The organism is Listeria floridensis FSL S10-1187 (genome assembly GCF_000525875.1).
Taxonomy (GTDB): Bacteria; Bacillota; Bacilli; order Lactobacillales; family Listeriaceae; genus Listeria; species Listeria floridensis.
The window spans coordinates 15,429-37,565 of sequence record NZ_AODF01000006.1; the positions used below are offsets into that span (position 1 = coordinate 15,429).

21 protein-coding genes, 3 pseudogenes and 1 other annotated feature are annotated in these 22,137 nt (G+C 41.1%); all 24 genes and pseudogenes read right to left on the bottom strand.

The window, feature by feature from the left end; all coding sequences use genetic code 11:
- Positions 1–3: 3 nt before the first annotated feature.
- A pseudogene (mutS, locus tag MFLO_RS03365) lies at positions 4–2,651 on the bottom strand (DNA mismatch repair protein MutS).
- 85 nt (positions 2,652–2,736) lie between these two features.
- Positions 2,737–3,102: a YlbF/YmcA family competence regulator gene (locus MFLO_RS03370; protein ID WP_036096385.1), complete on the bottom strand. Its 366-nt coding sequence runs from the start codon at positions 3,100–3,102 to the stop codon at positions 2,737–2,739.
- An 18-nt stretch (positions 3,103–3,120) separates the two neighbouring features.
- Positions 3,121–3,921: a TIGR00282 family metallophosphoesterase gene (locus MFLO_RS03375; RefSeq protein WP_036096472.1), complete on the bottom strand. Its 801-nt coding sequence runs from the start codon at positions 3,919–3,921 to the stop codon at positions 3,121–3,123.
- Positions 3,922–3,972: 51 nt separating this feature from the next.
- Positions 3,973–4,464, bottom strand: coding sequence for a GNAT family N-acetyltransferase (locus MFLO_RS03380; RefSeq protein ID WP_036096387.1), 492 nt, complete (start codon positions 4,462–4,464; stop codon positions 3,973–3,975).
- Entirely contained in the window at positions 4,464–5,327 is an 864-nt protein-coding gene (pheA, locus tag MFLO_RS03385; protein ID WP_036096388.1) for a prephenate dehydratase, read from the bottom strand. Before pheA ends, MFLO_RS03380 begins: the two co-directional genes overlap by 1 nt.
- An 87-nt stretch (positions 5,328–5,414) precedes the next feature.
- On the bottom strand, positions 5,415–6,704 hold the full coding sequence (obgE, locus tag MFLO_RS03390; RefSeq protein WP_036096389.1) for a GTPase ObgE: 1,290 nt from the start codon (positions 6,702–6,704) through the stop codon (positions 5,415–5,417).
- A gap of 218 nt (positions 6,705–6,922) precedes the next feature.
- Complete coding sequence (glpK, locus tag MFLO_RS03395) at positions 6,923–8,416, bottom strand: glycerol kinase GlpK (RefSeq protein WP_036096391.1); 1,494 nt, start codon at positions 8,414–8,416, stop codon at positions 6,923–6,925.
- Between the two features lie 57 nt (positions 8,417–8,473).
- Positions 8,474–9,292, bottom strand: coding sequence for an MIP/aquaporin family protein (locus tag MFLO_RS03400; RefSeq protein ID WP_036096393.1), 819 nt, complete (start codon positions 9,290–9,292; stop codon positions 8,474–8,476).
- Between the two features lie 338 nt (positions 9,293–9,630).
- Positions 9,631–9,921: a 50S ribosomal protein L27 gene (rpmA, locus tag MFLO_RS03405; protein ID WP_036096394.1), complete on the bottom strand. Its 291-nt coding sequence runs from the start codon at positions 9,919–9,921 to the stop codon at positions 9,631–9,633.
- Between the two features lie 12 nt (positions 9,922–9,933).
- Positions 9,934–10,251, bottom strand: coding sequence for a ribosomal-processing cysteine protease Prp (locus tag MFLO_RS03410; RefSeq protein ID WP_036096397.1), 318 nt, complete (start codon positions 10,249–10,251; stop codon positions 9,934–9,936).
- A 17-nt stretch (positions 10,252–10,268) separates the two neighbouring features.
- Positions 10,269–10,577: a 50S ribosomal protein L21 gene (rplU, locus tag MFLO_RS03415; RefSeq protein ID WP_036096399.1), complete on the bottom strand. Its 309-nt coding sequence runs from the start codon at positions 10,575–10,577 to the stop codon at positions 10,269–10,271.
- A 12-nt stretch (positions 10,578–10,589) separates the two neighbouring features.
- Positions 10,590–10,669 (bottom strand) — a sequence feature (ribosomal protein L21 leader region).
- Between the two features lie 68 nt (positions 10,670–10,737).
- Positions 10,738–10,974 (bottom strand): hypothetical protein, encoded by a 237-nt coding sequence (locus MFLO_RS14505; protein ID WP_051993478.1) that lies wholly within the window; start codon positions 10,972–10,974, stop codon positions 10,738–10,740.
- A 4-nt stretch (positions 10,975–10,978) separates the two neighbouring features.
- Entirely contained in the window at positions 10,979–11,503 is a 525-nt protein-coding gene (locus tag MFLO_RS14510) for a ribonuclease E/G (protein WP_051993479.1), read from the bottom strand.
- On the bottom strand, positions 11,496–12,065 hold the full coding sequence (locus MFLO_RS16725) for a ribonuclease E/G (RefSeq protein ID WP_051993481.1): 570 nt from the start codon (positions 12,063–12,065) through the stop codon (positions 11,496–11,498). The genes MFLO_RS14510 and MFLO_RS16725 overlap by 8 nt, the downstream gene beginning before the upstream one ends.
- A 60-nt stretch (positions 12,066–12,125) precedes the next feature.
- Positions 12,126–12,929, bottom strand: a complete 804-nt coding sequence (minD, locus tag MFLO_RS03425; protein WP_036096401.1) for a septum site-determining protein MinD — start codon at positions 12,927–12,929, stop codon at positions 12,126–12,128.
- Positions 12,930–12,931: 2 nt separating this feature from the next.
- Positions 12,932–13,609 (bottom strand): septum site-determining protein MinC, encoded by a 678-nt coding sequence (gene minC, locus MFLO_RS03430; protein ID WP_036096403.1) that lies wholly within the window; start codon positions 13,607–13,609, stop codon positions 12,932–12,934.
- A 171-nt stretch (positions 13,610–13,780) separates the two neighbouring features.
- On the bottom strand, positions 13,781–14,308 hold the full coding sequence (gene mreD, locus MFLO_RS03435; protein WP_036096405.1) for a rod shape-determining protein MreD: 528 nt from the start codon (positions 14,306–14,308) through the stop codon (positions 13,781–13,783).
- A gap of 2 nt (positions 14,309–14,310) precedes the next feature.
- Positions 14,311–15,205 (bottom strand): annotated as a pseudogene (gene mreC, locus MFLO_RS03440) (rod shape-determining protein MreC).
- Positions 15,206–15,287: 82 nt separating this feature from the next.
- Complete coding sequence (locus tag MFLO_RS03445; RefSeq protein ID WP_036096407.1) at positions 15,288–16,301, bottom strand: rod shape-determining protein; 1,014 nt, start codon at positions 16,299–16,301, stop codon at positions 15,288–15,290.
- Between the two features lie 200 nt (positions 16,302–16,501).
- Positions 16,502–17,161 (bottom strand): RadC family protein, encoded by a 660-nt coding sequence (radC, locus tag MFLO_RS03450; protein ID WP_036096408.1) that lies wholly within the window; start codon positions 17,159–17,161, stop codon positions 16,502–16,504.
- A complete protein-coding gene (locus tag MFLO_RS15005) occupies positions 17,158–17,598 on the bottom strand; it encodes a prepilin peptidase (protein WP_149022957.1) in 441 nt (146 codons plus the stop codon). The genes radC and MFLO_RS15005 overlap by 4 nt, the downstream gene beginning before the upstream one ends.
- A 33-nt stretch (positions 17,599–17,631) precedes the next feature.
- Positions 17,632–17,778: pseudogene (locus MFLO_RS17140) on the bottom strand (prepilin peptidase); the annotation flags it as partial.
- Between the two features lie 303 nt (positions 17,779–18,081).
- Positions 18,082–19,371, bottom strand: a complete 1,290-nt coding sequence (locus MFLO_RS03460; RefSeq protein ID WP_036096412.1) for a bifunctional folylpolyglutamate synthase/dihydrofolate synthase — start codon at positions 19,369–19,371, stop codon at positions 18,082–18,084.
- A gap of 68 nt (positions 19,372–19,439) precedes the next feature.
- Positions 19,440–22,094 (bottom strand): valine--tRNA ligase, encoded by a 2,655-nt coding sequence (locus MFLO_RS03465; protein ID WP_036096414.1) that lies wholly within the window; start codon positions 22,092–22,094, stop codon positions 19,440–19,442.
- Positions 22,095–22,137 lie beyond the last annotated feature (43 nt).

Below are 22,137 nucleotides of genomic sequence, written 5' to 3' on the forward strand. Positions count from 1 at the left end.
TCCTTATTTCAATTTACTTTGCAGTTCAAATAGTTTGTTCATAGCATCAAGCGGCGTCATTTGCATTAAATTAAGCATCTTAATTTCCGCTTCAATCCGGTTAGGCTTTTCTTTTTCTGCTTTCGGTTTTTCTTCAATTTCAAATAGTGGAAGTTGTACCTCTTCATCCGCAACCAGTTTTTCAACTTGATAAGTCGGTTCAGAACTTTCACGTACCATTTGCCGTTCAGAGGGCTTGTTGATCTGGGCTTCATTCAACAAATTTTTCTCGCCCTCTTCAAGCGTTTGTAAAATCTCAGCCGCACGTTCAATTAAAGACTTTGGCAAACGTGCCAGCTCAGCAACGTGAATCCCATAGCTTTTATCTGCGGGGCCGTCTTTAATCTTATGCAAGAAAACAACTTTTCCATTTTCTTCTACCGCACTGACATGAATGTTTTTAAGATGAGGCAACTCTTCTTCAAGTACCGTCAGTTCATGATAATGCGTTGAGAAGAGTGTCTTTGCTTGAACGTTTTCATGAATGTACTCAATGATCGCTTGGGCAAGTGCCATCCCGTCATACGTTGCCGTTCCTCTTCCGATTTCATCAAATAAAATCAAACTATTTTTCGTCGCATGTACAATCGCATTCCGCGCCTCAAGCATCTCTACCATGAACGTACTTTGCCCTGCAATCAAGTCATCAGCCGCACCAATCCGCGTAAATACCCGATCAAAAATTGGTAAAATCGCTTCCTTTGCTGGAACAAAACAACCAACTTGTGCGCAAATCGCCGTCAGTGCTATTTGACGCATATACGTGCTCTTACCGGACATGTTAGGACCCGTGATTAGCAAAATCTCACGATCATCAGACATCGTGCAATCATTCGCCACATAACTTTGTGCGCCCATCACTCGTTCAACCACTGGATGACGCCCTTCCGTAATTTGAAGTGTACCATCTTCACTTAACGTTGGACGAACGAAATGATTTCGCTCACTGACTTCAGCAAAACTTTGTAAGCAGTCAATTTCACTAATTGATTTAGCAAGCTTTTGCAATCGCTCAATATAATGTTTGACCGCTTCTCTTACCTCCGTAAACAACTGATATTCGAGCTCGACAGATTTCTCTTCCGCATCAAGAATCAGCCGTTCCTTTTCTTTCAGTTCAGGCGTAATATAACGTTCTGCATTCGTCAGTGTCTGTTTCCGCTCATATCTGCCTTCTTCAAGCAAGTGAGTATTTGCGCGTGTTACTTCGATATAGTAGCCGAAAACACGATTAAATCCGACCTTAAGCGATTTTATCCCCGTAATTTGCCGTTCTTTTTGTTCAAGTTCCGCAATCCAGGTTTTCCCGTTGCGGCTGGCATCCCGGTACTGATCTAGCTGTTCATTATAACCATCTTTAATAATCCCACCTTCACGAATCGAAAGTGGAGGCGAATCAATGATTGCTTGCTCCAATAAATCTGCCAAATCTTCACAAGGATCAAGCAAACTTGCAAGCTGATTCAAATTTTGAGCAGATTGGAGTGACCCAAGCGTTGCCTTGATTTTAGGGATTTGAAACAACGAGTTACGTAGTTGAACCAAATCACGAGCATTCACATTTCCATAAGCAACACGACCAGAAAGTCGTTCCAAATCGTAAACATTCTTCAAGTTTTCAGCCAGTTCAACCCGTTCAAAAAAGTGTTTCATCAACTCTTCTACATCTGCTTGCCGAGCTGTAATGGTTTCTCTTTCAATTAAAGGTCGATCGATCCATTGCTTCAAAAGCCGTCCACCCATCGCCGTTTTCGTCTGATCAAGTAGCCAAAGAAGCGTCCCAGAACGCCCTTTCCCACGAATTGACTCCGAAAGCTCCAAGTTGCGCTTCGAATAATAATCCATTTTCATAAAATGCGTCGTTTCATAATGTATCGCTTTTTGAAGATGACCTAGATCTCGCTTTTGCGTTTCCGTTAAATAGTGTAGCAAGAGCATTACTGCTTTTTTCTCCGAAAGCGCCATTGATCGATCAATCAGTGCATCGCTTTCCTTTGTTGGTTCCGCAGAATCATGTATCGAAACCAGTAAACCAAGTTGTTCGCGAGCTGTATCTGATATGAATCCAGCATCATCTGGACGCGCCACAACTTCTTTTGAAGCAAGCGTTGAAAGTTCATTCACAAGACGATCTTCTCCAAGTTCAAGCACCGTAGATTTCAATTCTCCCGTCGAAAGATCCGAATAGGCAAAACCGAATTCCTTATCCTCATAGACATAAAAAGCCGCAATATAATTATTTTCTTTTTCCTTTAAACCTTTCTCATCCATCACCGTTCCCGGTGAAATTAGCTGCACGACTTCTCGCTTCACCATGCCTTTGGTCGTCTTCGGATCTTCCACTTGCTCACAGATCGCAACCTTATATCCTTTTTCAATCAACGTATCAATATAACCGCTTGCAGAATGATAAGGAACGCCGCACATCGGTATCTTTTCCGTGCCGCCACCCTCACGTCCTGTCAGCGTAATCTCCAAAATTTGCGATGCTTTAAGCGCATCGTCAAAAAACATTTCATAAAAATCGCCTAAGCGAAAAAAATAAAAAAAGCGTCTTGATAATTCTCTTTAATCGCTAAATATTGTTTCATCATTGGTGTATATTCGACCATTTTTTCACTCATCCCCTATATTAAACACATTTTACTCAATTATACCATAAACGAAAACTGCTTTCTCTTATGAAAAAAGCAGTTCCTAGACATCCTTTTGCTCAAGGTTTTTCGTAACAATCTGATCAATTTCTTGTGTCACAGCTTGGAGCAGGTCATTGGCTTCCGCTTGTGCGCGTCTAAAATCACGAACGACAGGCAAGCTGTCAATCTCTAAACGCAGTGCATCAATTTGCGCCTCCGTTTCCTTCATAGCTTCAAATTTCCCGTAATGTTCTAGATTTACCGACTGCTTTTGCAAAAGTTTAATTTCAGCAATTTTCGCCTGCACCTTCGTGTTTGCATCAATCGTTTCTTCCGCTTTTCGGTAAAAAGCAATTTCTTCCGTATTTAAAAGTGCATCACGCAATTCCTCAGCTTTTCTTAAAATCTCTTCCCGATTCGTTTCCATCAAAAATAAACGGCCTCCTCATTCATAAAATGGGTGATCCTCATTAATCAAAATTCGGTCAATCTTACTTGCCCGACCAGTTGTGGCATCAAACGTCACAAGACAACCAGAAAGAAGCGCCCGTCCAGATTTCGGCACTTCAAACCTCGTTGGTAGCTGCGTCTTAAAACGGCGCAGAACAGCTTCTTTTTCCATTCCAAGCACTGCATCGTAAGGTCCGGTCATTCCTGAGTCTGTTAAGTAAGCCGTTCCGCCCGGCAAAATCCGATTATCCGAAGTTTGGACATGTGTGTGCGTCCCAACGACTGCCGTTACCCGGCCATCTAAATGCCAACCCATCGCTTGTTTTTCGCTGGTCGTCTCCGCGTGAAAATCGACAAAAATCAGCGAAGTTTTCTTTCTTGCCTCTTCGATAAGCTCGTCTGCTTTTTTAAAAGGATCACCTAAATCCTGTCCCATAAATGTTCGTCCTTGCAAATTGATGACTGCAACGAGATCATTATTCGATTTCACATAAACCATACCCGTACCAGGAGTTCCGTTTGGGAAATTTGCCGGCCTCACCAAGTATTTGGCATCCTCAATAAACTCAAAAATATCACGATTATCGAAACCATGATTGCCAAGGGTTACAGCGTTTGCACCAAGCTCAAGAAAGCCCTTGTATATCTTTTCAGTGATACCACGTCCAGAAGCAGCATTCTCACCATTAATAATCGTCACAGTTGGCTTATATTTTTTCTTCAGTTTCGGCAAGTACTCGGCTACAGTATCACGTCCAATTGAACCAACAATATCGCCAATAAATAAAATTTTCATTTCATAAACTCCGTTCTTTTTCGAGTAGTCATTATAACCCAATCGCTTTTTTCAGTACTTTGAGCTACGCCTCTCAAGCCTTTCAACATCACGAAAAACACCGTCCATTTTTCCAAGTTTTTCATGCACACACAGCGTTTTAAATCCAAATTCATGGTGCAGCGCCAAACTCCCTTTATTTTCAGGGAAAACAAGCGATTGTAGTGTCCAAATACCAGCTTGCTCGCTGGCTTCAACCATAGTTTCCATCAATTTACGGCCGAGTCCTTGTCCACGTGCCTCCTCAGCCACATACAAACTTAGTTCTGCTACCCCCCGGTAACTGGGCATCGCAGAAACTGGCAAAAGCGCAGCCCATCCAAGTGCTTTTCCTCCATCTAAACGGGCTACTAACCGGCACTCCTGCAAATATTTTGCATCAAAATCTCCCCAGCTTAACGCCTCTGTTTGAAACGTAGCATTCCGCGTATCAATCCCCTGCTGATGAATCGCGGCAACAGCTGGATAATCCTCTAATCGCATTTCCGTAATCCAAATTCCCATCAAGCCTCACCAGCTTTCTTTTTCTTGATTAGATAAGTCTGATAACTACCAAGCACTTTAACTTCTCCGCCCAGAAGTTCAATTTCTTGAAGTGCATTTTGCAGTAATTCCGTTTTTCCTCCTGACAATAAATCAATCAAGAAAAAATATTCGCCAAGCGAGGTTTTAAGCGGCCGCGATTCAATCTTCGACATGTCAATGCCGCGCCATGCAAAGGCCGACAATACCTTATGTAAAGCCCCTGGTAAATTATTGGGCAATATGACATTGATCGTCGTTTTCTCTTCCCCTTTTGGAAGTCTAATCTGGACTGGGCTTCGGCTCAGCACAGCAAAGCGTGTTTGATTCAGTTCAATATCCTGAGCATCTCGTTTTACGATTGCAAGCCCATATTCCGTAGCTGCAAGTTCTGGCGCAATCGCCGCTGCAAGCATATCTGGATGCTCGCTGACCCATTTTGCAGCATAAGCTGTCGAAGGTGTCGCCGTCAGTTCTACCCCGTAAAGTTCTGCTTGAAGGAAATCAGCACACTGAGCAAGCCCTTGTGGATGGCTGAGGACTTTTTGAACCGATTTCCAAGCTGCCGCGTTACCTGAATGTACCATCACATGTTGCGCAATAGGGAGAACAAGTTCTGCTTGAATCGGAACATCAGCAAAGTGAAATAAGTAATCAAGCGTAGTATTAACCCCGCCTTCAATCGTGTTTTCAATCGGAACGACTGCAGCATCAACAGCACCAGACTGAATTGCCATGATCGCATCTGGAATGGCCGCATGCGGAATCAGCGTTTCATCGGGAAAAGCATATTTTGCTGCGCTGTGTGTGAAAGAAGCTGCAGGTCCTAAGTATGCAATATCCATTATTTATTATACAGCTCCTTTTTGATAAAGAAAAAGAGGTCAGGCGTCTGCTTCTTCGTAAAAAAGCACTCCTTTCCTCCCTCCTCATTACTCTTGAAATTCAAATTCAAAGTCAAGCAGACGAACTGTATCCCCGTCCTCTGCTCCGCGTTTGCGCAGTTCCTCATCAACGCCCATTGCACGAAGCTGACGTGAGAAACGATTAATCGATGCATCGCGTTCAAAGTTTGTCATCGCAAACAAGCGTTCAATCTTCTCGCCACTAAGCACAAATGCGCCGTCTGGATCACGCGTAATTTCAAATTCTGGCGCTTCTTCTTGGAATTTATAAAGCACCGTATTTTCTTCTTCTTTTTCAAGCAGTTCGTCAAGCGGAAACTCAGGTGTATCTTCAAGCCGATCTGCAATCGACAACAATAGCGGTTTAAGTCCTGTTTTTGTAAGTGCAGAAATCGGAAAAATCGGTATTTCTGATCCGACTTTTTCCTTAAATGCCTCGAGCTTCTCCTCTGAACCCGGCATATCCATTTTATTCGCTACAATAATTTGCGGACGTTCCATCAAGCGAAGGTTATAGTCTTCAAGCTCTTTGTTGATCGCAAGATAATCTTCATATGGATCGCGTCCTTCTGAACCAGACATATCAATTACGTGTACGATAACCCGTGTCCGTTCAATATGACGTAAAAACTGGTGACCAAGTCCAACGCCGAGACTTGCGCCTTCAATTAGTCCTGGTAAATCAGCCATAACAAAACTGCGTCCGTCTCCAGTATCTACCATTCCGAGATTCGGTACAAGTGTCGTAAAGTGATAAGCAGCAATTTTTGGACGAGCTGCCGATACGATTGAAAGCAAAGTGGATTTACCAACGCTCGGGAATCCGACAAGCCCCACATCAGCAAGCACTTTTAGCTCAAGTTGAATATTACGATCCTCACCCGGTTCGCCGTTTTCAGAAAGCTCTGGAGCGGGATTCGCTGGAGTTGCGAAACGTTTGTTGCCGCGTCCTCCGCGTCCACCTTTCACGATAATAGCTTGTTGTCCGTCTGCAACTAAATCTGCAAGAGTTTCACCTGTATCCGTGTCTTTCACTACCGTACCCGGTGGAACTTTAATGATTAAATCTCTCGCACCGCGTCCGTGCATACTTTTACTCATGCCATTTTCACCATGAGGAGCTTTAAATTTGCGTTTATAACGGAAATCTACGAGCGTTCGTAGGCCTTCGTCTACTTCAAAGACAACGTTTGCTCCTCTGCCACCATCACCGCCTGCTGGTCCACCGTTTGGAACAAATTTTTCACGTCGGAATGCAACCATTCCATCACCGCCGTTTCCAGCCTTTACATATATTTTCACCTGATCTACAAACATGTTTTTTCTCCGTTCTATTAAAGTCTTATCTTTCATTATAACAATAAACCGCGATTGCGCAAGCGATTTTCTTTTGGAAAACTCGGGTCTTTCTTACAAAATAGGTAAAGTCTTGAAAATTTGTCTGTTCTTTTAATACCAAATGGGTAGTTTGAAGGGAAAATAACCGCAAAAAAAGTGTTTTAGGCATTTGCCTAAAACACTTTTTAACATGAATCTTATTCAAAAGCTTGAGCTGCTTTAACAGCTTTGTGCCAGCCTTTATAAAGTTCTTCACGTTCATCTTCTTTCATTTCCACTTCAAAGCGGCGGTTCAATTTCCAATTTTTCACAATTTCATTTTTATCTTCCCAAACACCTACAGCAAGACCAGCAAGATAAGCTGCCCCGAGTACAGTAGTTTCAAGGTTTTCTGGACGTTCAACAGGTACATCCAAAATATCAGATTGGAACTGCATTAAGAAATTGTTTGCAGAAGCACCGCCGTCAACTCGAAGTGCCTTAAGCGTGATTTTTGAATCCTGCTCCATTGCTTGAAGTACATCGCGTGTTTGATACGCTAGCGATTCAAGCGTTGCACGAATGAATTGTTCTTTTTCTGTACCGCGTGTTAGTCCAAATACTGCCCCGCGCACATCAGAATCCCAATAAGGAGCTCCAAGGCCGACGAATGCAGGCACTACATAGACACCGTCAGAAGACTCGATTTTGGTCGCATAGCTTTCTGAGTCGCTTGACTGACGAACCATGCGCAGCCCATCGCGCAGCCACTGAATCGCAGAACCGGCAACGAAAATACTTCCTTCGAGAGCATAATTAACTTTGCCGTCAAGCCCCCAAGCAAGTGTTGTCAGCAAGCCATTCTCGGAACGTACAGCTTTTTCACCAGTATTCATAAGTAGGAAGCAACCAGTGCCGTAGGTATTTTTTGCCATGCCGCTTTCAAAGCAACCTTGACCGAATAACGCCGCTTGCTGGTCTCCAGCAATACCTGCAACAGGAACTTCCTCACCGAAGAAGTGATAAGGAACAGTTGTTTCGTAAATTTCAGAAGAAGGACGAACATCTGGAAGCATTGCTTTTGGAATATTTAACATTTCAAGTAGATCATCATCCCACTTCAAATCATAGATGTTATAAAGTAAAGTACGAGAAGCATTGGAATAGTCGGTAATATGAGCTTTGCCGCCTGTTAGTTTCCAAACGAGCCAGCTGTCGATTGTACCGAATAATAATTCACCTTTTTCAGCCCGCTCTTGTGCACCATCAACATGGTCAAGAATCCAGCGAACTTTTGTACCAGCAAAGTAAGCATCAATTAAAAGACCCGTTTTTTCACGAACCATATCTTCTTTTCCCGCTTCACGAAGCTGTTTACAAATATCATCCGTTTGACGTGATTGCCAAACGATCGCATTATAAACCGGTTTGCCGGATTCTTTATCCCAAACTACCGTTGTTTCACGCTGATTCGTGATTCCAATTCCTGCAATTTGTTTGGCATCAATATTTGTTTTAATAAGTACACCGGAAATAACCGCCAGAATAGAAGCCCAAATGTCGTTAGCATTATGTTCCACCCAGCCCGGTTTCGGAAAGATTTGATCAAATTCTTGCTGCTGAACACCAATCACATCTCCGTCACTATCAATGATCATAGCGCGAGAACTTGTTGTTCCTTGGTCTAATGCTAAAATGTATTTTTTTTCCACTAATTTTTCCTCCTTAAATGTAGCCCTTTTTTTAAACAAGTATTATTTCTAAATTGCTTAAACGAGTTGTTTTTTCTTATCAAGCATCATTGAGAAAATAAGTACGAGTACAAAGAGCACAAGAACTAACCAGAACCACATACCAAAATCTTTATTGATGATTGCATTATACGAAAGTGCACCAAGAGCGCCACCTAAAAACGGTCCAATAACTGGCACCCAAGAATAGCTCCAATCAGAACCACCCTTACCAGCAATCGGCCAGATAAAGTGAGCAATACGAGGACCTAGGTCACGTGCTGGATTAATAGCATATCCTGTTGTTCCACCTAGGCTCATCCCGATAGCGATGATTAAAATACCTACTACAATTGGATTTAAACCGTCCGAAAATTTGTTTGCACCAAGCGACATTAAACCGAATACAAGCATAAATGTACCAAGTGCTTCGCCGAATACATTTGAGGTATAGTGACGAATTGCTGGTGCTGTAGAGAAGACACCAAGTTTCGTTGCTTTGTCTTCTGTTGCTTTCCAGTGCGGATAGTAATGTAGCCAAACGAGTGTAGCTCCGATAAAGGCTCCGATAAACTGGGCAAGGATATAAGGTAAAACATAATTCCAAGGAAATGTCCCAGCAAGTGCCATACCAAGCGTAACCGCTGGATTAAGATGCGCCATACTCATGTAACCGGAAACATAAACACCCATCGTAACAGCGAATCCCCACGCAAGTGCTACAAGAACCCAACCTGTATTTTCAGCTTTTGAAAATTTCAATGAAACACCTGCAACGACCCCGCCACCAAGTAAAACTAAAACAGCAGTACCAATTACTTCTCCCAAAAATTGAATACCTAAACTCGTGTCAATCATTCCTTAACAACTCCTTTTGATTTTTTGTTTGAGCTATCTCTCTATTATTTCCCCCAGACTCGCTAGCACCAAACTTATTTATTCAAAAAAAGAATGACAAACAAAACAGGGGCAAGCATATTTGCTATGCGGTCGTTTTGATTGTCATCTCTTCTCCTGACAGTATTATTAACTTGATATCATTAAAACACACGAACGTAAGCGCTGTCAATAAAATAGTATGCAATATTTTTCACAAAACAAGCTAAGCTTAGTTGTTCTGCCAGTTTGTCCTAGCAATTTTAGCTAGATTATTTCACAAAAAAAAGCCGAGGTCGAAGCGACCTCGGCTTTTGATTTTAAGCTTCTTGTGCAGCCGGATAAACGCTGACTTTTTTCTTGTCGCGTCCCATGCGTTCGAAACGCACAACGCCGTCAACTTTAGCGAAAAGAGTATCATCGCCGCCACGTCCAACGTTTGTTCCCGGATAGATTTTCGTACCGCGTTGACGATAAAGGATCGATCCGCCAGTAACGAATTGTCCGTCAGCACGTTTTGCACCTAGACGTTTTGATTCTGAATCACGACCATTGGAAGTGGAACCACCGCCTTTTTTGTGGGCAAAATGTTGAATATCAAATTTTAACATGAAATACACCTCCTATTTGGAGTTTATTTTAATATGATCAGGATAGCTGTACGCCAGTGATCTAAGTTGATTCACCATTCCCCGCAACAAAATTTGAACCGTATCTTCTTTAACAAATTCAGCTGGAACAGAATAATGAAGGTAACCTTCCTCTTCTTCAAGTATCGGTGTAAAATCCATTACCTCTGAAATAGCATTCACCATTCCATAAGCAATTGAAGAAGCGCCGGCACAAACAAGATCGCTGCCTCGCTCGGCAAAATCTGCATGTCCATCCATCGTAAAAGAAGCAATTAAGCCATCTTTTTCATTAACAGTCACGTGAATCATAGTTTCGTCCTTTCAAATTAAGCGTTGATTGTATCAATCGTTAATTTTGTGTAAGGTTGACGATGACCTTGTTTTTTGTGGTAGTTCTTTTTAGGCTTATATTTATAAACCGTAAGTTTTTTCGCACGACCTTGTTTTTCAACTTTAGCAGTAACCGTTGCGCCTTCAATAAAAGGAGCACCGACTTTAGCTGCGTCGCCGCCTACGAATAGAACTTTATCAAAAGTAACAACGTCGCCAACTTCTCCTGCCAATTTCTCAACATAGATCTCTTGACCAGCTTCTACTTTGATTTGTTTTCCACCTGTTTCAATAATTGCGTACATACTTGCACCTCCTCATATACTAAGACTCGCCATCACAGGAGATCTATCCGAAGATAAATACTTGACCCAGTTCCGAGCGGTTGTAGCGTGGTGCGCTACAAACATAACATTAAAATCATAGCACATGAACCGCACAGTGTCAATCATATACCCATGATTTTTAGTCTGCACGGCGAATCGCATAAAACGGAGCTGCCTCATCAGCAATTTCCCAATCAACGGTATATTTAGAAGCTTGATCAAGTCCTAAAAATACATCCAAAACAGCTTCAGTGGTTACAACCAAGAATGAATCGGCATTTTGATAAAATTCAAGTTCGCGTTCTAATTCATAAGCAGTAGAAAGAGCGGAAGTAACATGACCCGTTCCCCTGCAAACAGGACAAGTTTCTGTCACTGTTTCAAGCAGAGAAGCTGTTTTTTTTCTTTCTAGTCAGCTGCATTAAGCCTGACTTTGAAAATTCTGCAATTTGCGTGGTGAGCTGTTCTTGCTTAATAAGTTGCTCCATTTCGAGCAGCAGCTCTTCTTGACCGGCATCCTTCATTCCACCGATAAAATCAATCACAATTAAGCCGCTCATCTGCCGCAACCGGATTTGCCGCAAAATTTCTTTTAGCACAGACTGATTCACCCGAAAAACGGTTTCTGCTTTATCAAAGTTACCTGAAAAACTGCTTGAATTCACATCAACAACCCACATTGCTTCCGTTTTTTCAATATACAGCGTCACGCCGTTTTCTAAGTAAACAATCGGCTGAGTTAATTTGCCCACTTCCCCGTCGATACCGAATTCTTGAAAAAGATCACGATTCAAAATCACACGATCAGCCTCAGAAAGCGACATGTCCGCTACAACCTCACTAACCCCATAATGGCGCTTAAGTCGTACAATTTGTTCTGCAACCAAGTTTGCTTGATCAAGCAATAAACCAGGTTTTTTTTTTATTTTGCGATTGAGAAACTAAGTCTAAAAGAAACTGGCGTCTTTCTGTAAGTTCTTGAACAAGCGACTCGGTCGAACTCGTTTCCGCTTTAGACCTCAGAATCACAGCCTCAGCTTGCTGCAAATGCGGTTTTACTTCACGTATCAGTTCTTCCTTCCGCTCATCTCCGATTCGCTTTGACACTGACACATAAGATTTTCCGTAGATATAAACTAACTGCTCACCTGTAAGTTCAAGCATCCCCGAAACAAGTGGAAGTTTTGTCTTTGAACCAGGACGAACCACCTGAACAAGCAATTTCCCGCCTTGGGTTTTCATAGCATCCTCTGGGATATCATCCAAGTGCAAAAAGCCTTTTTCCTTTCCAAGCGTTACAAAACAAGCGTTAATTTTCCGATCGATTTTTTCAATTTGAGCTAGATATATCTGACCGGCTTGAGCTACTTTCACCGGGCGAATAATCATGAAGTCAAGCAACTTCTTTTCCTCGATCACAGCAATTCTCTTCTCTGTTGTTCGTGCATTTACAATAATTTGCTTCATTTCTCCACTCCTCATTGCTTCATAAAAAGCCTCCACAAATTTCGTGAAGGCTCAAGTACTTTATTTACCAGAAAACAACTTTTTCAAACGAGAAAAGAAGCCTTCCTTCGGCTGTTCAATCGACATTAGCGGAATCGATTCTCCTAAAAGCCGGCGGGCTATATTGCGGTATCCTTGTGATGCACGGTTATTTGGCTGCATTACAACAGGGTCTCCACTATTTGATGAACGAATAACTTCATCATCATCAATAATAATCCCGAGCAGTTCAATCGACAAATGTGATGTAATTTCATCGATATCCATCACGTCGCCATTTTTCATCATCTGCGTACGAATCCGGTTGATAATGAGCTTTGGCGGCTCCATGTCTTCTTCCTTCTCCAAGAGACCGATAATCCGGTCTGCATCACGCACGGCAGAAATTTCTGGAGTTGTGACGACAATCGCTTGGTCTGCCCCGGCAACGGCATTTTTATACCCCGTTTCAATCCCAGCAGGTGAATCAATTAAAATAAAATCATAATCCGGCTTTAGTTCACTAATTAAAGCCTTCATTTGATCGCCAGTAACAGCTGATTTATCCGTTGTTTGCGCAGCAGGAAGTAGAAACAGCAAATCATCAAAACGTTTATCCTTAATCAATGCTTGGTGCGTTTTGCATCGTCCCTCAACAACATCGACTAAATCATATATAATCCGATTTTCAAGTCCTAAGACAACATCGAGATTACGGAGACCGATATCCATATCCACTAAACACACTTTTTTGCCTTGAAGTGCCAAAGCGGTACCAAGATTAGCGGTTGACGTGGTTTTTCCAACACCGCCTTTTCCTGAAGTAATTACTATTGCTTCCCCCATGTTTATCGTCCTCCCTCAAAATTCGTAATTTCTGGTCTGATTTTTCTAATTTTATGTATATCATCGATCACTAATTGATCCTCTTCGCCAATAAAAGCAGAAAATAATTGCGTATCTTCAATTTCCTTATAAGCTTCACTATCAAAACCAAAAGATTGTTCAGCGATTCTAACCTGTGAAGGATATAAAAACTTTCCCGCAACTACAGCTCGCACGTTACCATCAAAACCAGCATGAACAATTCCTTTAATATTACCAAGCACATAAATATTTCCAGTTGAACGGATCTGACCGCCTGGGTTGATATCTCCAATCAAGAGAATATCGCCAGAAACTTGAATGACTTGTCCAGAACGAACAATCGTCGCAAGTGAATAGACTTGATCCTCTTCTTTCCACTTTTTGGCAGCATCTTTCGTTATGACGTTGCTGTAAAAAGCGCTGATAGCCATTTGGCTGTTTTTCTTGATGATATCTTCTATCCTCGACTCCTCTTCGACAGAAAATAAACGATTGCCGATTTGTACCTGAACAGGCAGTTTTTCTCCTGAATAAGGTGCGCTCTTTTGTTCTTTTAGCAAGACTAGAAGCTCCTTTTCAAGCTCCTCAATACTCGCGGTGTCACTAAGCATAATTTGAATGCCGTCTTTCGTTCCTTTAATTTGTACGTTCTTTTTCATCCAGTTTTCACCTCAATTATGCGCCTCATTCTTTTTTTCATAGCGCTAAATTTTATTATAGCAGAAAACAGCTCTAATATGCCATTTTTCATGAAAAAAACAGCCGAATCGCTTCAGATAGTTAAAAACACATCTGCTGTACTTTCAAAAGCACAAGCGATTCAAGCTGTTCTATAAGCGATTTTCTGATTTTTTCAGTTTCACTAAGAAATAACGAAACGGGAAAAACACAACTAAATAAAAAGCAAAATTCAACAAAATCGTTGTCCAAAGCCGCATATCAATAAAAGTTGCAATTGACATAGTAGTTGTTCCAATTAATGAATAAAAGGCATAGACAACCGATTCCGTCAATATAATATTAAATACAGTAATCAGTCCGACTAAAACGATATTATTTTGAAGTACCTTCAAAAACTTATCTGTAATGTACACGACAAACGGAAATATCGCGAAATAGATACCCATTACACTCGTATAATAGATATCAAATACAAGGCCTAAAATGAAAGCATATACAAGCGTCGTATTTCTACGATAAAAAGCCGTCATCAAAATCAGCATCACTAATAAAAAATGCGGGACAAACATCCTGCTGTCGCCAAAAAGCGGTTTAGCAAACTGAAGGCTTACGACCCCTTCCAAAATAAAGGTTACAATCATGATGGCGGGAAGCCAAATGGTTCTCTTTACATTCATGATCAATTTCCTCCAGTCGAAGAAGCCGTATCCGAACTACCTAAGTCAGCTGAAGAAGAAGTTTGAGCAGTTCGCTGTAACACGATAATATGATTCATATCATACATGTCAGCACCAGTCTTAATATAGGCTGTTTGCGAAAGCCCCATCTTGTCAGTTTCAACTTTTTCAACCGTTCCAACAAAAATTCCAGCTGGGAATTTTCCGCCAAGACCAGATGTTACTACTTTTTGTCCCTTAGTAAATTTCATGTCGTAAGGGAGTTGCTTAAGCTCAAGCAAACTGGTTTCGCTATCATAACCGTTTATGATTCCATAAGCGTTCTCTTTGCCTTGAATCATCGCCGAAACCCGGTTTCTCGTATCATTTGAAGTGAGCAATTCTACTGTCGATGATTTTGCACCTGTACTTGTAATTCGACCAATTAAACCGCCAGCTGTAATTACCGCCATTTCTGGCTTCACACCGTCACGCGAACCCTTATCAATTTCGACTTGTTCATTCCAGTTCGTTGGATTTCGTGAAATAACCGTTGCATTAATCGGATCATAATCACGAATACTGTCTTTGATGTCTTGTGAATCTTTCAAATCACTATTTTCTTTTTTTTAAATCTGCAACTTCACTTTCAAGCTGCGCCATTCCTTCCAAACGTTTTTTCAGTTTTGCATTTTCTTCATAAGTGTTCTTTAAATCTTGTGCTCCTTCAAAAATTCCGGAAACATAAGACACAGGTTTAGAAACAATGTTTTCTCCAAAGCCTACAACATCTTTTACAAATTGTTCCGGCCAGGAGGCATTTTCCCGGTCACGCAGTGAAAAGCCAACGAGCGCAACCAGAACAATAATCGAAATGAGCAAAACAATCAAACGTTTATTTAGGAAAAACTGCGGCATAAAGAACACCTCATCTCGTTCATCCTTCTTTTTTCGATTAGAAGCTAACTATTTTGTTCGCTTGAAAAAAATGAGTGTTCATTTAGTTCATTTTTTTCTTCTTGTAAAGATCCATATTTTCTAGAGATTTCCCAGTTCCAATTGCAACACAGTCAAGTGGTTCGTCGGCAATGATAACCGGCATTTTCGTTTCCTCAGAAATGACAGAATCTAGATTTCTTAATAGTGCTCCGCCGCCTGTAAGTACGATACCTTTATCCATAATATCAGCTGAAAGCTCAGGTGGAGTATTCTCAAGTGTGCTTTTCACAGCGTCAATAATAGCAGAAATTGTATCAGCAAGCGCTTCGCTAACTTCTTGCGGTGTTACTTCAATTGTTTTTGGAAGCCCCGTAACGAGATCGCGTCCACGGATACTAAACGGTGCAAGTTCAAGGTTCGATGCGTCTGCAGAACCAATTTCCATCTTAATCGTTTCAGCCGTGCGATCTCCAACAAGTAGGTTATATTTTTTACGAATATAGTTAATGATGGATTCATCCATATCATCACCGGCAGTTCTTACTGAACGGCTTGTTACGATACCACCAAGCGAAATAACAGCAACTTCTGTTGTACCTCCACCGATATCAACAACCATGCTTCCAGTTGGATCCCAAACAGGAAGACCAGCACCGATTGCAGCCGCAAACGGTTCTTCAATGGTGTACGCTTCTTTAGCACCTGCTTGACGAGTAGCATCAGTTACAGCGCGTTTTTCGACTCCAGTAATTCCAGAAGGAACACAAATCATAACACGCGGTTTACTAGCGCCGAGCCCTTTGCTCGCTTTTTGAATGTAGTATTTCATCATTGCAGCTGTTGTATCATAGTCAGCAATGACACCATCTTTCATTGGACGAATTGCAATAATATTTCCAGGTGTACGACCAATCATATTTTTTGCTTCACTGCCGACAGCAACGATTTCTTGTGTATCCTTTTTCATGGCTACGACAGAAGGTTCGCGCAAAACAATGCTCTTCCCTTTCATGTACACAAGTGTGTTTGCCGTTCCAAGATCAATGCCGATATCTTTGTTACCAAATCCAAACATCTGTATTCTCCTTTTCTACCATTAAATTAACTTGTATGAGTAAATATGAGCTGACACGATTTCAACTGATTGATATAACGCAAACTTAAGCATTTGTGCCGCAATTTCTATCTATACACATATACAACCACTACATTATAACATAACTGTGTAGCTAAGGCATTAATTTTTAATGAGAGAAAAAAATATTAAGGAATTCTTTAAAAATAGGACTCTTCTTTCAAACTAAGATGCTTATTCCTTCCGATGATAATATGGTCAAGCATGCTCACTCCAACGATCTTCCCTGATTCTTCTAGCCGTTTGGTAATAGAAATATCTTCTTTAGACGGTGTCGGATCTCCAGAAGGATGGTTATGAAAACATATAATGGAGGCAGCCGATACTTTTAAAGCAATTCGGAATACCTCACGTGGATGAACTATACTAATGTTTAGTCCGCCGACAAAAATGGTTTCGCGGTGGATTAATTGATTTTTGGTATTTAAAAATAAACAATGGAAATGTTCCTGCTGCAGAAAACTAAGTTCTGGTTGTACAATTTGAACAGCTTGTAACGGATTCTTGATAGTGACTATATTTGCAGCTGACTGTTCTTGATAAACACGTTTTCCAAATTCAATTGCAGCAGCGAGTTTTGATGCTTTTGCGGCACCTATCCCGTTAATTGTTTGAAACTCATTTGCGGAAGCATAGTGAATTTCTTCCGTATCTCGAAACTGCATGACAAACCTAGAGGCTAGCATACTGACTGATTCAGTTTTACTACCGGTTTCAAGCAAAATCGCAACAAGTTCCTCTAAGGAAAGTGCTGATGCACCGTAAACCATTAACTTTTCACGCGGACCGTTTTTAATCATGTAATCACCTCTAGCGGTAAAATCAGATAGAATAAAAAGCCAGCTAAAAGAAATGGGACGAAAGGAATTTTTTGCCGCCGCTTTATTTTTTGGAAAAGGATGCCACTGATCACCGTGATATTAGCAACAAGAAGTGCGGCAAGTAAGATTAGATAGCCGTGTTTGAAACCAAAGGCTAATCCGAGGATAAATAAAAGTTTGACATCCCCCATTCCGATACCTTTTCTGAAGAGTAGATAGATGACAGTATAAAATAATAAATTAAGCCCAAAGTCTATTGCGAGGAGATACAAACTTCCTCCCGTAAAGATGCGATAAAATACTATGGTCCCGAAAAACAGACAAACAACGAGGTCTGGAATATGGAGATAATATAAATCTGTCAGTAAAAAGAAGAAGAGGAAACTAAAACACAATAGGACAAGAACAAGCCTCATTTGATTCTGCTGTAAAACAGAAATTCCGACAATAGTAAGCGGGAACAATAGTTCAGACCAAAAATAGGCGGCTGAAATTTTTTTACCGCAACATCTTGTTGATCCACGTAAAACTAAATACGATACAATGGGTAGAATTTGTCCAATAGAAAGCTGCTCACCGCAATAATCACAATATGACGACCGAAATAAAAAAAGGCTGTTTTAACGGAAGGTGGATAGCCGCAACGTGGAGAAAGGAAACAATAACAGCAGAAAAAACGAATAAAATGACATAATTCAATGGACTTCTCTCCCCTTAATTCTCGATTGAAGCTCTATCATATCAGACCAGTGCTGCTTCGTCATTTCAGTAAAATTGCTTTTTAGCGCAGTCTTTCAGAATGAAAAAGGAAAATTGGCTAAGGGAAAATCGTATTTTGAAAGAGTGTTTTTACCCAAAAAAGGGTTTTCAAAAAAATCGAGAACCTTTTCGGCTCTCGATCATTTGTTTATCAGATATTTACGTACTTCGGAAATAAAGTAAAGTGAACCGGTGATATAAATCGGTCCCCCTGCATGTTCGGCATATTTTTGATCGAGAAAATCAGTCCATTGATGCTCTGCCGTAACTGCATAATCGCTAGCAATTTGATCCACTTGTTCGTGTGTCATAGCGCGAGGAAAATCAAATGTGGTGAGATGAAAATCAATATTAGGAACATCTTTTAAGATCACTTCAATCATTTCACGATACTTTTTATCTTCTAATGCGCTGAACAAAAGTGTTACTTGTTCCGTCTGGTTTTGTTTTAATGCTTCAATCAATGCACGAATGCCTTCTGGATTGTGTGCCCCATCTAAGATAAAGGCTGGTCTTGAACCAATTTTTTCTAAGCGCCCCGGCCAAAACGCATCTTGCAATCCTTTACGTAAACCTGATTCTGAAAGGTGAATATAACCTTCTGCTGCTAAGTACTCAAGTGCAAAAATGGCAACTGCAGCATTTTGCATTTGATGGTCGCCTCGAAGTCCAAGCGCTATTTCTACAATTTCATGCTTTTTATCACGATAATTCATCAATTGATTGTCAACTTTTTCTACTGTAAAGTCCTGATGAAATAAGTAAAATCCAGCTCCCTGTTTGGCTGCAATTTCTTTTAAAGTTGCAATCACAGTTTGTTGAGTAACGCCAGCTACAACAGGTACACGAGGTTTAATGATCCCGCCTTTTTCTGCCGCAATCTCTTCGATGGAGTTGCCAAGAAATTCCATGTGGTCGAGCCCAATTGTCGTTATAATCGACAAAATCGGTATGAGAACGTTGGTTGAATCCAGCCTCCCGCCAAGGCCAACTTCAATTACACCAAAATCAATCGTATCGTATTCCGCAAAGTACAGAAACATCATCGCTGTAATAATTTCAAATTCTGAAGGTGGCCCCCATTCACTGGCTGCAATTTCTTCGGTAATGGGAGCAATTCGATTTGCAAGATTTACAATGTCTGTATCGCTGATTGGGACACCGTTTATAGCAATACGCTCGTTAAAAGTTTCGATGAACGGCGATGTAAAGGTTCCGACGCGATAGCCTTCTTTTTCCAGCACTTTGGAAAGAAAGGTTAACGTTGAGCCTTTCCCGTTTGTGCCGGCAATGTGGATAAATTGATTTTGTTTTTCAGGATGGTTTAGCTTTTCGAGCATTAATTCCATTCGTTTCAGCCCTGGTTTGATACCAAGTCTAAGCGTTCCGTGAATCCAGTTGAGCGCTTCATCATACGTTTTGAATTTCAAAGCAAATACTCTCTCCTTCCCAAGAAACCGCCCTTTACCTTTTCAGATAAAAGACGGTTTGCTGATTATCAAGCATTTCTTAGTGCTGCAATGCGTTCTTCAACGATAGCTTTTTTTTGCAAGATAATCTTTTTTCTTTTTTCGCGTTCTTCTTCTACAACATTCTCAGGTGCTTTTGAAATAAAGCGTTCATTTGAAAGTTTTCCTTGCACGCGTGCCACTTCTTTATTCCATTTTTCAAGTTCTTTTGATAAGCGTGTAATTTCTTCCTCGATGTTGATCAAGCCTTCAAGCGGCAAGAATATTTCTGCCCCAGTAATAACAGCAGTCATAGCTGTGCTTGACGGTTCAATATCAAATGAAATGGTCAAGTTTTCCGGATTACAAAAGCGTTCAATATAAGAAATATTTTCTTCGATGATTTTTTTGTAAGCTTCATCTTTTGGTTTGATTTCAAGATCAATTTTTTTGCTGAGTGGTGTATTTACTTCTGCACGAATATTCCGCACAGAACGAATGATATCAACTAATGTTTTCATTGCGAGAGCAGCATCTGAACTCATTTGTTCTTTACGCACTTCCGGCCATTTTGCAATTGTAATTGACTTACCTTCATGCGGTAGGTTTTGCCAAATTTCTTCTGTTACAAATGGCATGAATGGATGAAGCAGACGCATCGTTTGATCCAGAACATAAGCGAGAACAGAACGGGTTGTATGTTTAGCTTCTTCATCTTCACCGTAAAGCGAAATTTTAGCGATTTCAATATACCAATCACAAAAGTCATCCCAGATGAAATTATACAGCGTTCTTCCGACTTCACCAAATTCATATTTCTCAGAAAGCGCTGTTACTGTTTCAATGCTTTCATTAAGCCGAGTTAATATCCATTTGTCGCTTACTTCTTTAACATTCGACAGGTCAATTTCGTCATGCGTCAAACCGTCCATATTGATCAATGCAAAACGTGAGGCATTCCAAATTTTATTGATAAAATTCCAAGTTGCTTCGATTTTTTCAAAGCTGAATTTCAAATCTTGACCTGGCGCGGTTCCCGTTGAAAGTGTATAGCGAAGCGAGTCTGCGCCGTATTTGTCAATCACTTCGATTGGGTCAACCCCATTTCCAAGCGATTTAGACATTTTACGTCCTTCTGCGTCACGTACTAGTCCGTGAATTAATGTATCTTTAAATGGGCGTTTTCCGGTAAATTCGACAGATTGGAAAATCATCCGTGAAACCCAGAAATAAATGATATCATAGCCTGTTACAAGCGCACTGTTTGGGAAATAGCGTTTATAATCACGCGCTTCTTCATCTGGCCATCCCATTGTTGAAAACGGCCATAAAGCAGAGCTGAACCACGTGTCGAGAACATCTTCATCCTGAGTCCATTCCGCTTCATTTTCCGGCGGATTTTCCCCCACATACACTTCACCTGTTTCATTATGATACCAAGCTGGGATACGGTGTCCCCACCAAAGTTGTCGCGATACACACCAGTCGTGAATATTTTCCATCCATGTCACATAGGTTTTTTCAAATCGATTTGGCACAAAATTAACTTTTGTTTCTTCGGAATCTTGAATCTCAAGTGCAGCTTTGGCAAGTGGTTCCATTTTTACGAACCATTGCAGAGACAAATACGGTTCAACGACTGCATCAGTACGTTCTGAATGTCCCACTGCATGGAGATGCGGTTCTTGCTTGATAAATAAGCCAAGCTCTTTAAAATCTTCAATGATCGCTTTACGTGCTTCAAATCGGTCTAAACCTTGGTATTTCCCAGCATTTTCATTCATAGTCGCATCTTCATTCATTACGATAATGCGCGGTAAATCGTGGCGATTTCCGACTTCGAAGTCATTCGGATCATGTGCTGGCGTAATTTTCACTGCACCAGAACCAAAATCGCGTTCTACATATTCATCTGCAACAATCGGGATTTCACGATTCATAATCGGAAGCATGATCGTCTTTCCGATCAAGTTTTGATAGCGCTCATCTTTTGGATGCACTGCAACCGCTGTGTCTCCAGGAATTGTTTCAGGACGTGTTGTCGCGATTTCAAGATAGCCGGAACCGTCTGAAAGCGGGTATTTCAAATGATAGAACTGTCCTTCAACATCTTTATGGATAACTTCAATATCAGATAGCGCTGTTTTGGCAACCGGATCCCAGTTAATAATGTACTGGCCGCGGTAAATGAGTCCTTTTTCATAAAGTGAAACGAATACTTTTTTAACCGCATCAGACAAACCATCATCAAGTGTAAAACGTTCCCGCGAGTAATCGAGCCCAAGCCCAAGTTTCTCCCATTGTTCACGAATAAAAGCGGCATATTCTTCCTTCCATTCCCACGATTTTTCTAGGAATTTTGTTCGACCGATCTCGTGACGTGACACCCCTTCGTCTTTTAGTTTTGCTTCAACTTTTGCCTGAGTAGCAATCCCAGCATGGTCCATCCCTGGCAAATAAAGTGTATCAAAACCTTGCATTCGCTTAATACGCGTGATGATATCTTGTAACGTCGTATCCCAAGCGTGTCCAAGATGCAATTTCCCCGTTACATTTGGAGGCGGAATAACAACGCTGTAGGTTGGTTTAGTATCATCGTCGAGTGCTTTGAAAAAGTCGTTTTCAAGCCACCACTGATACTTTCCTTTTTCAACACTGGTTGGTTCATATTTCGTCGGCATTTGAGTATTATCCATGTCCTTCATCCAATCTCTCCCTTCAAAGTCATCTGAATCAGATGCACAAAAA

Coding starts and splice junctions, on each gene's coding strand:
- minD (WP_036096401.1), bottom strand. CDS start 12,929: ATGGGGGAAGCAATAGTAATTACTTCAGGAAAAGGCGGTGTTGGAAAA.
- MFLO_RS03375 (WP_036096472.1), bottom strand. CDS start 3,921: ATGAAAATTTTATTTATTGGCGATATTGTTGGTTCAATTGGACGTGAT.
- MFLO_RS16725 (WP_051993481.1), bottom strand. CDS start 12,065: ATGAAGCAAATTATTGTAAATGCACGAACAACAGAGAAGAGAATTGCT.
- pheA (WP_036096388.1), bottom strand. CDS start 5,327: ATGGATATTGCATACTTAGGACCTGCAGCTTCTTTCACACACAGCGCA.
- radC (WP_036096408.1), bottom strand. CDS start 17,161: ATGATTAAAAACGGTCCGCGTGAAAAGTTAATGGTTTACGGTGCATCA.
- rplU (WP_036096399.1), bottom strand. CDS start 10,577: ATGTACGCAATTATTGAAACAGGTGGAAAACAAATCAAAGTAGAAGCT.
- MFLO_RS03445 (WP_036096407.1), bottom strand. CDS start 16,301: ATGTTTGGATTTGGTAACAAAGATATCGGCATTGATCTTGGAACGGCA.
- MFLO_RS03465 (WP_036096414.1), bottom strand. CDS start 22,094: ATGAAGGACATGGATAATACTCAAATGCCGACGAAATATGAACCAACC.
- MFLO_RS03400 (WP_036096393.1), bottom strand. CDS start 9,292: ATGATTGACACGAGTTTAGGTATTCAATTTTTGGGAGAAGTAATTGGT.
- MFLO_RS15005 (WP_149022957.1), bottom strand. CDS start 17,598: ATGAGGCTTGTTCTTGTCCTATTGTGTTTTAGTTTCCTCTTCTTCTTT.
- rpmA (WP_036096394.1), bottom strand. CDS start 9,921: ATGTTAAAATTTGATATTCAACATTTTGCCCACAAAAAAGGCGGTGGT.
- MFLO_RS03380 (WP_036096387.1), bottom strand. CDS start 4,464: ATGGGAATTTGGATTACGGAAATGCGATTAGAGGATTATCCAGCTGTT.
- obgE (WP_036096389.1), bottom strand. CDS start 6,704: ATGTTTGTAGATCAGGTGAAAATATATGTAAAGGCTGGAAACGGCGGT.
- MFLO_RS03410 (WP_036096397.1), bottom strand. CDS start 10,251: ATGATTCACGTGACTGTTAATGAAAAAGATGGCTTAATTGCTTCTTTT.
- MFLO_RS03370 (WP_036096385.1), bottom strand. CDS start 3,102: ATGGAAACGAATCGGGAAGAGATTTTAAGAAAAGCTGAGGAATTGCGT.
- mreD (WP_036096405.1), bottom strand. CDS start 14,308: ATGAATGTAAAGAGAACCATTTGGCTTCCCGCCATCATGATTGTAACC.
- minC (WP_036096403.1), bottom strand. CDS start 13,609: ATGAAAAAGAACGTACAAATTAAAGGAACGAAAGACGGCATTCAAATT.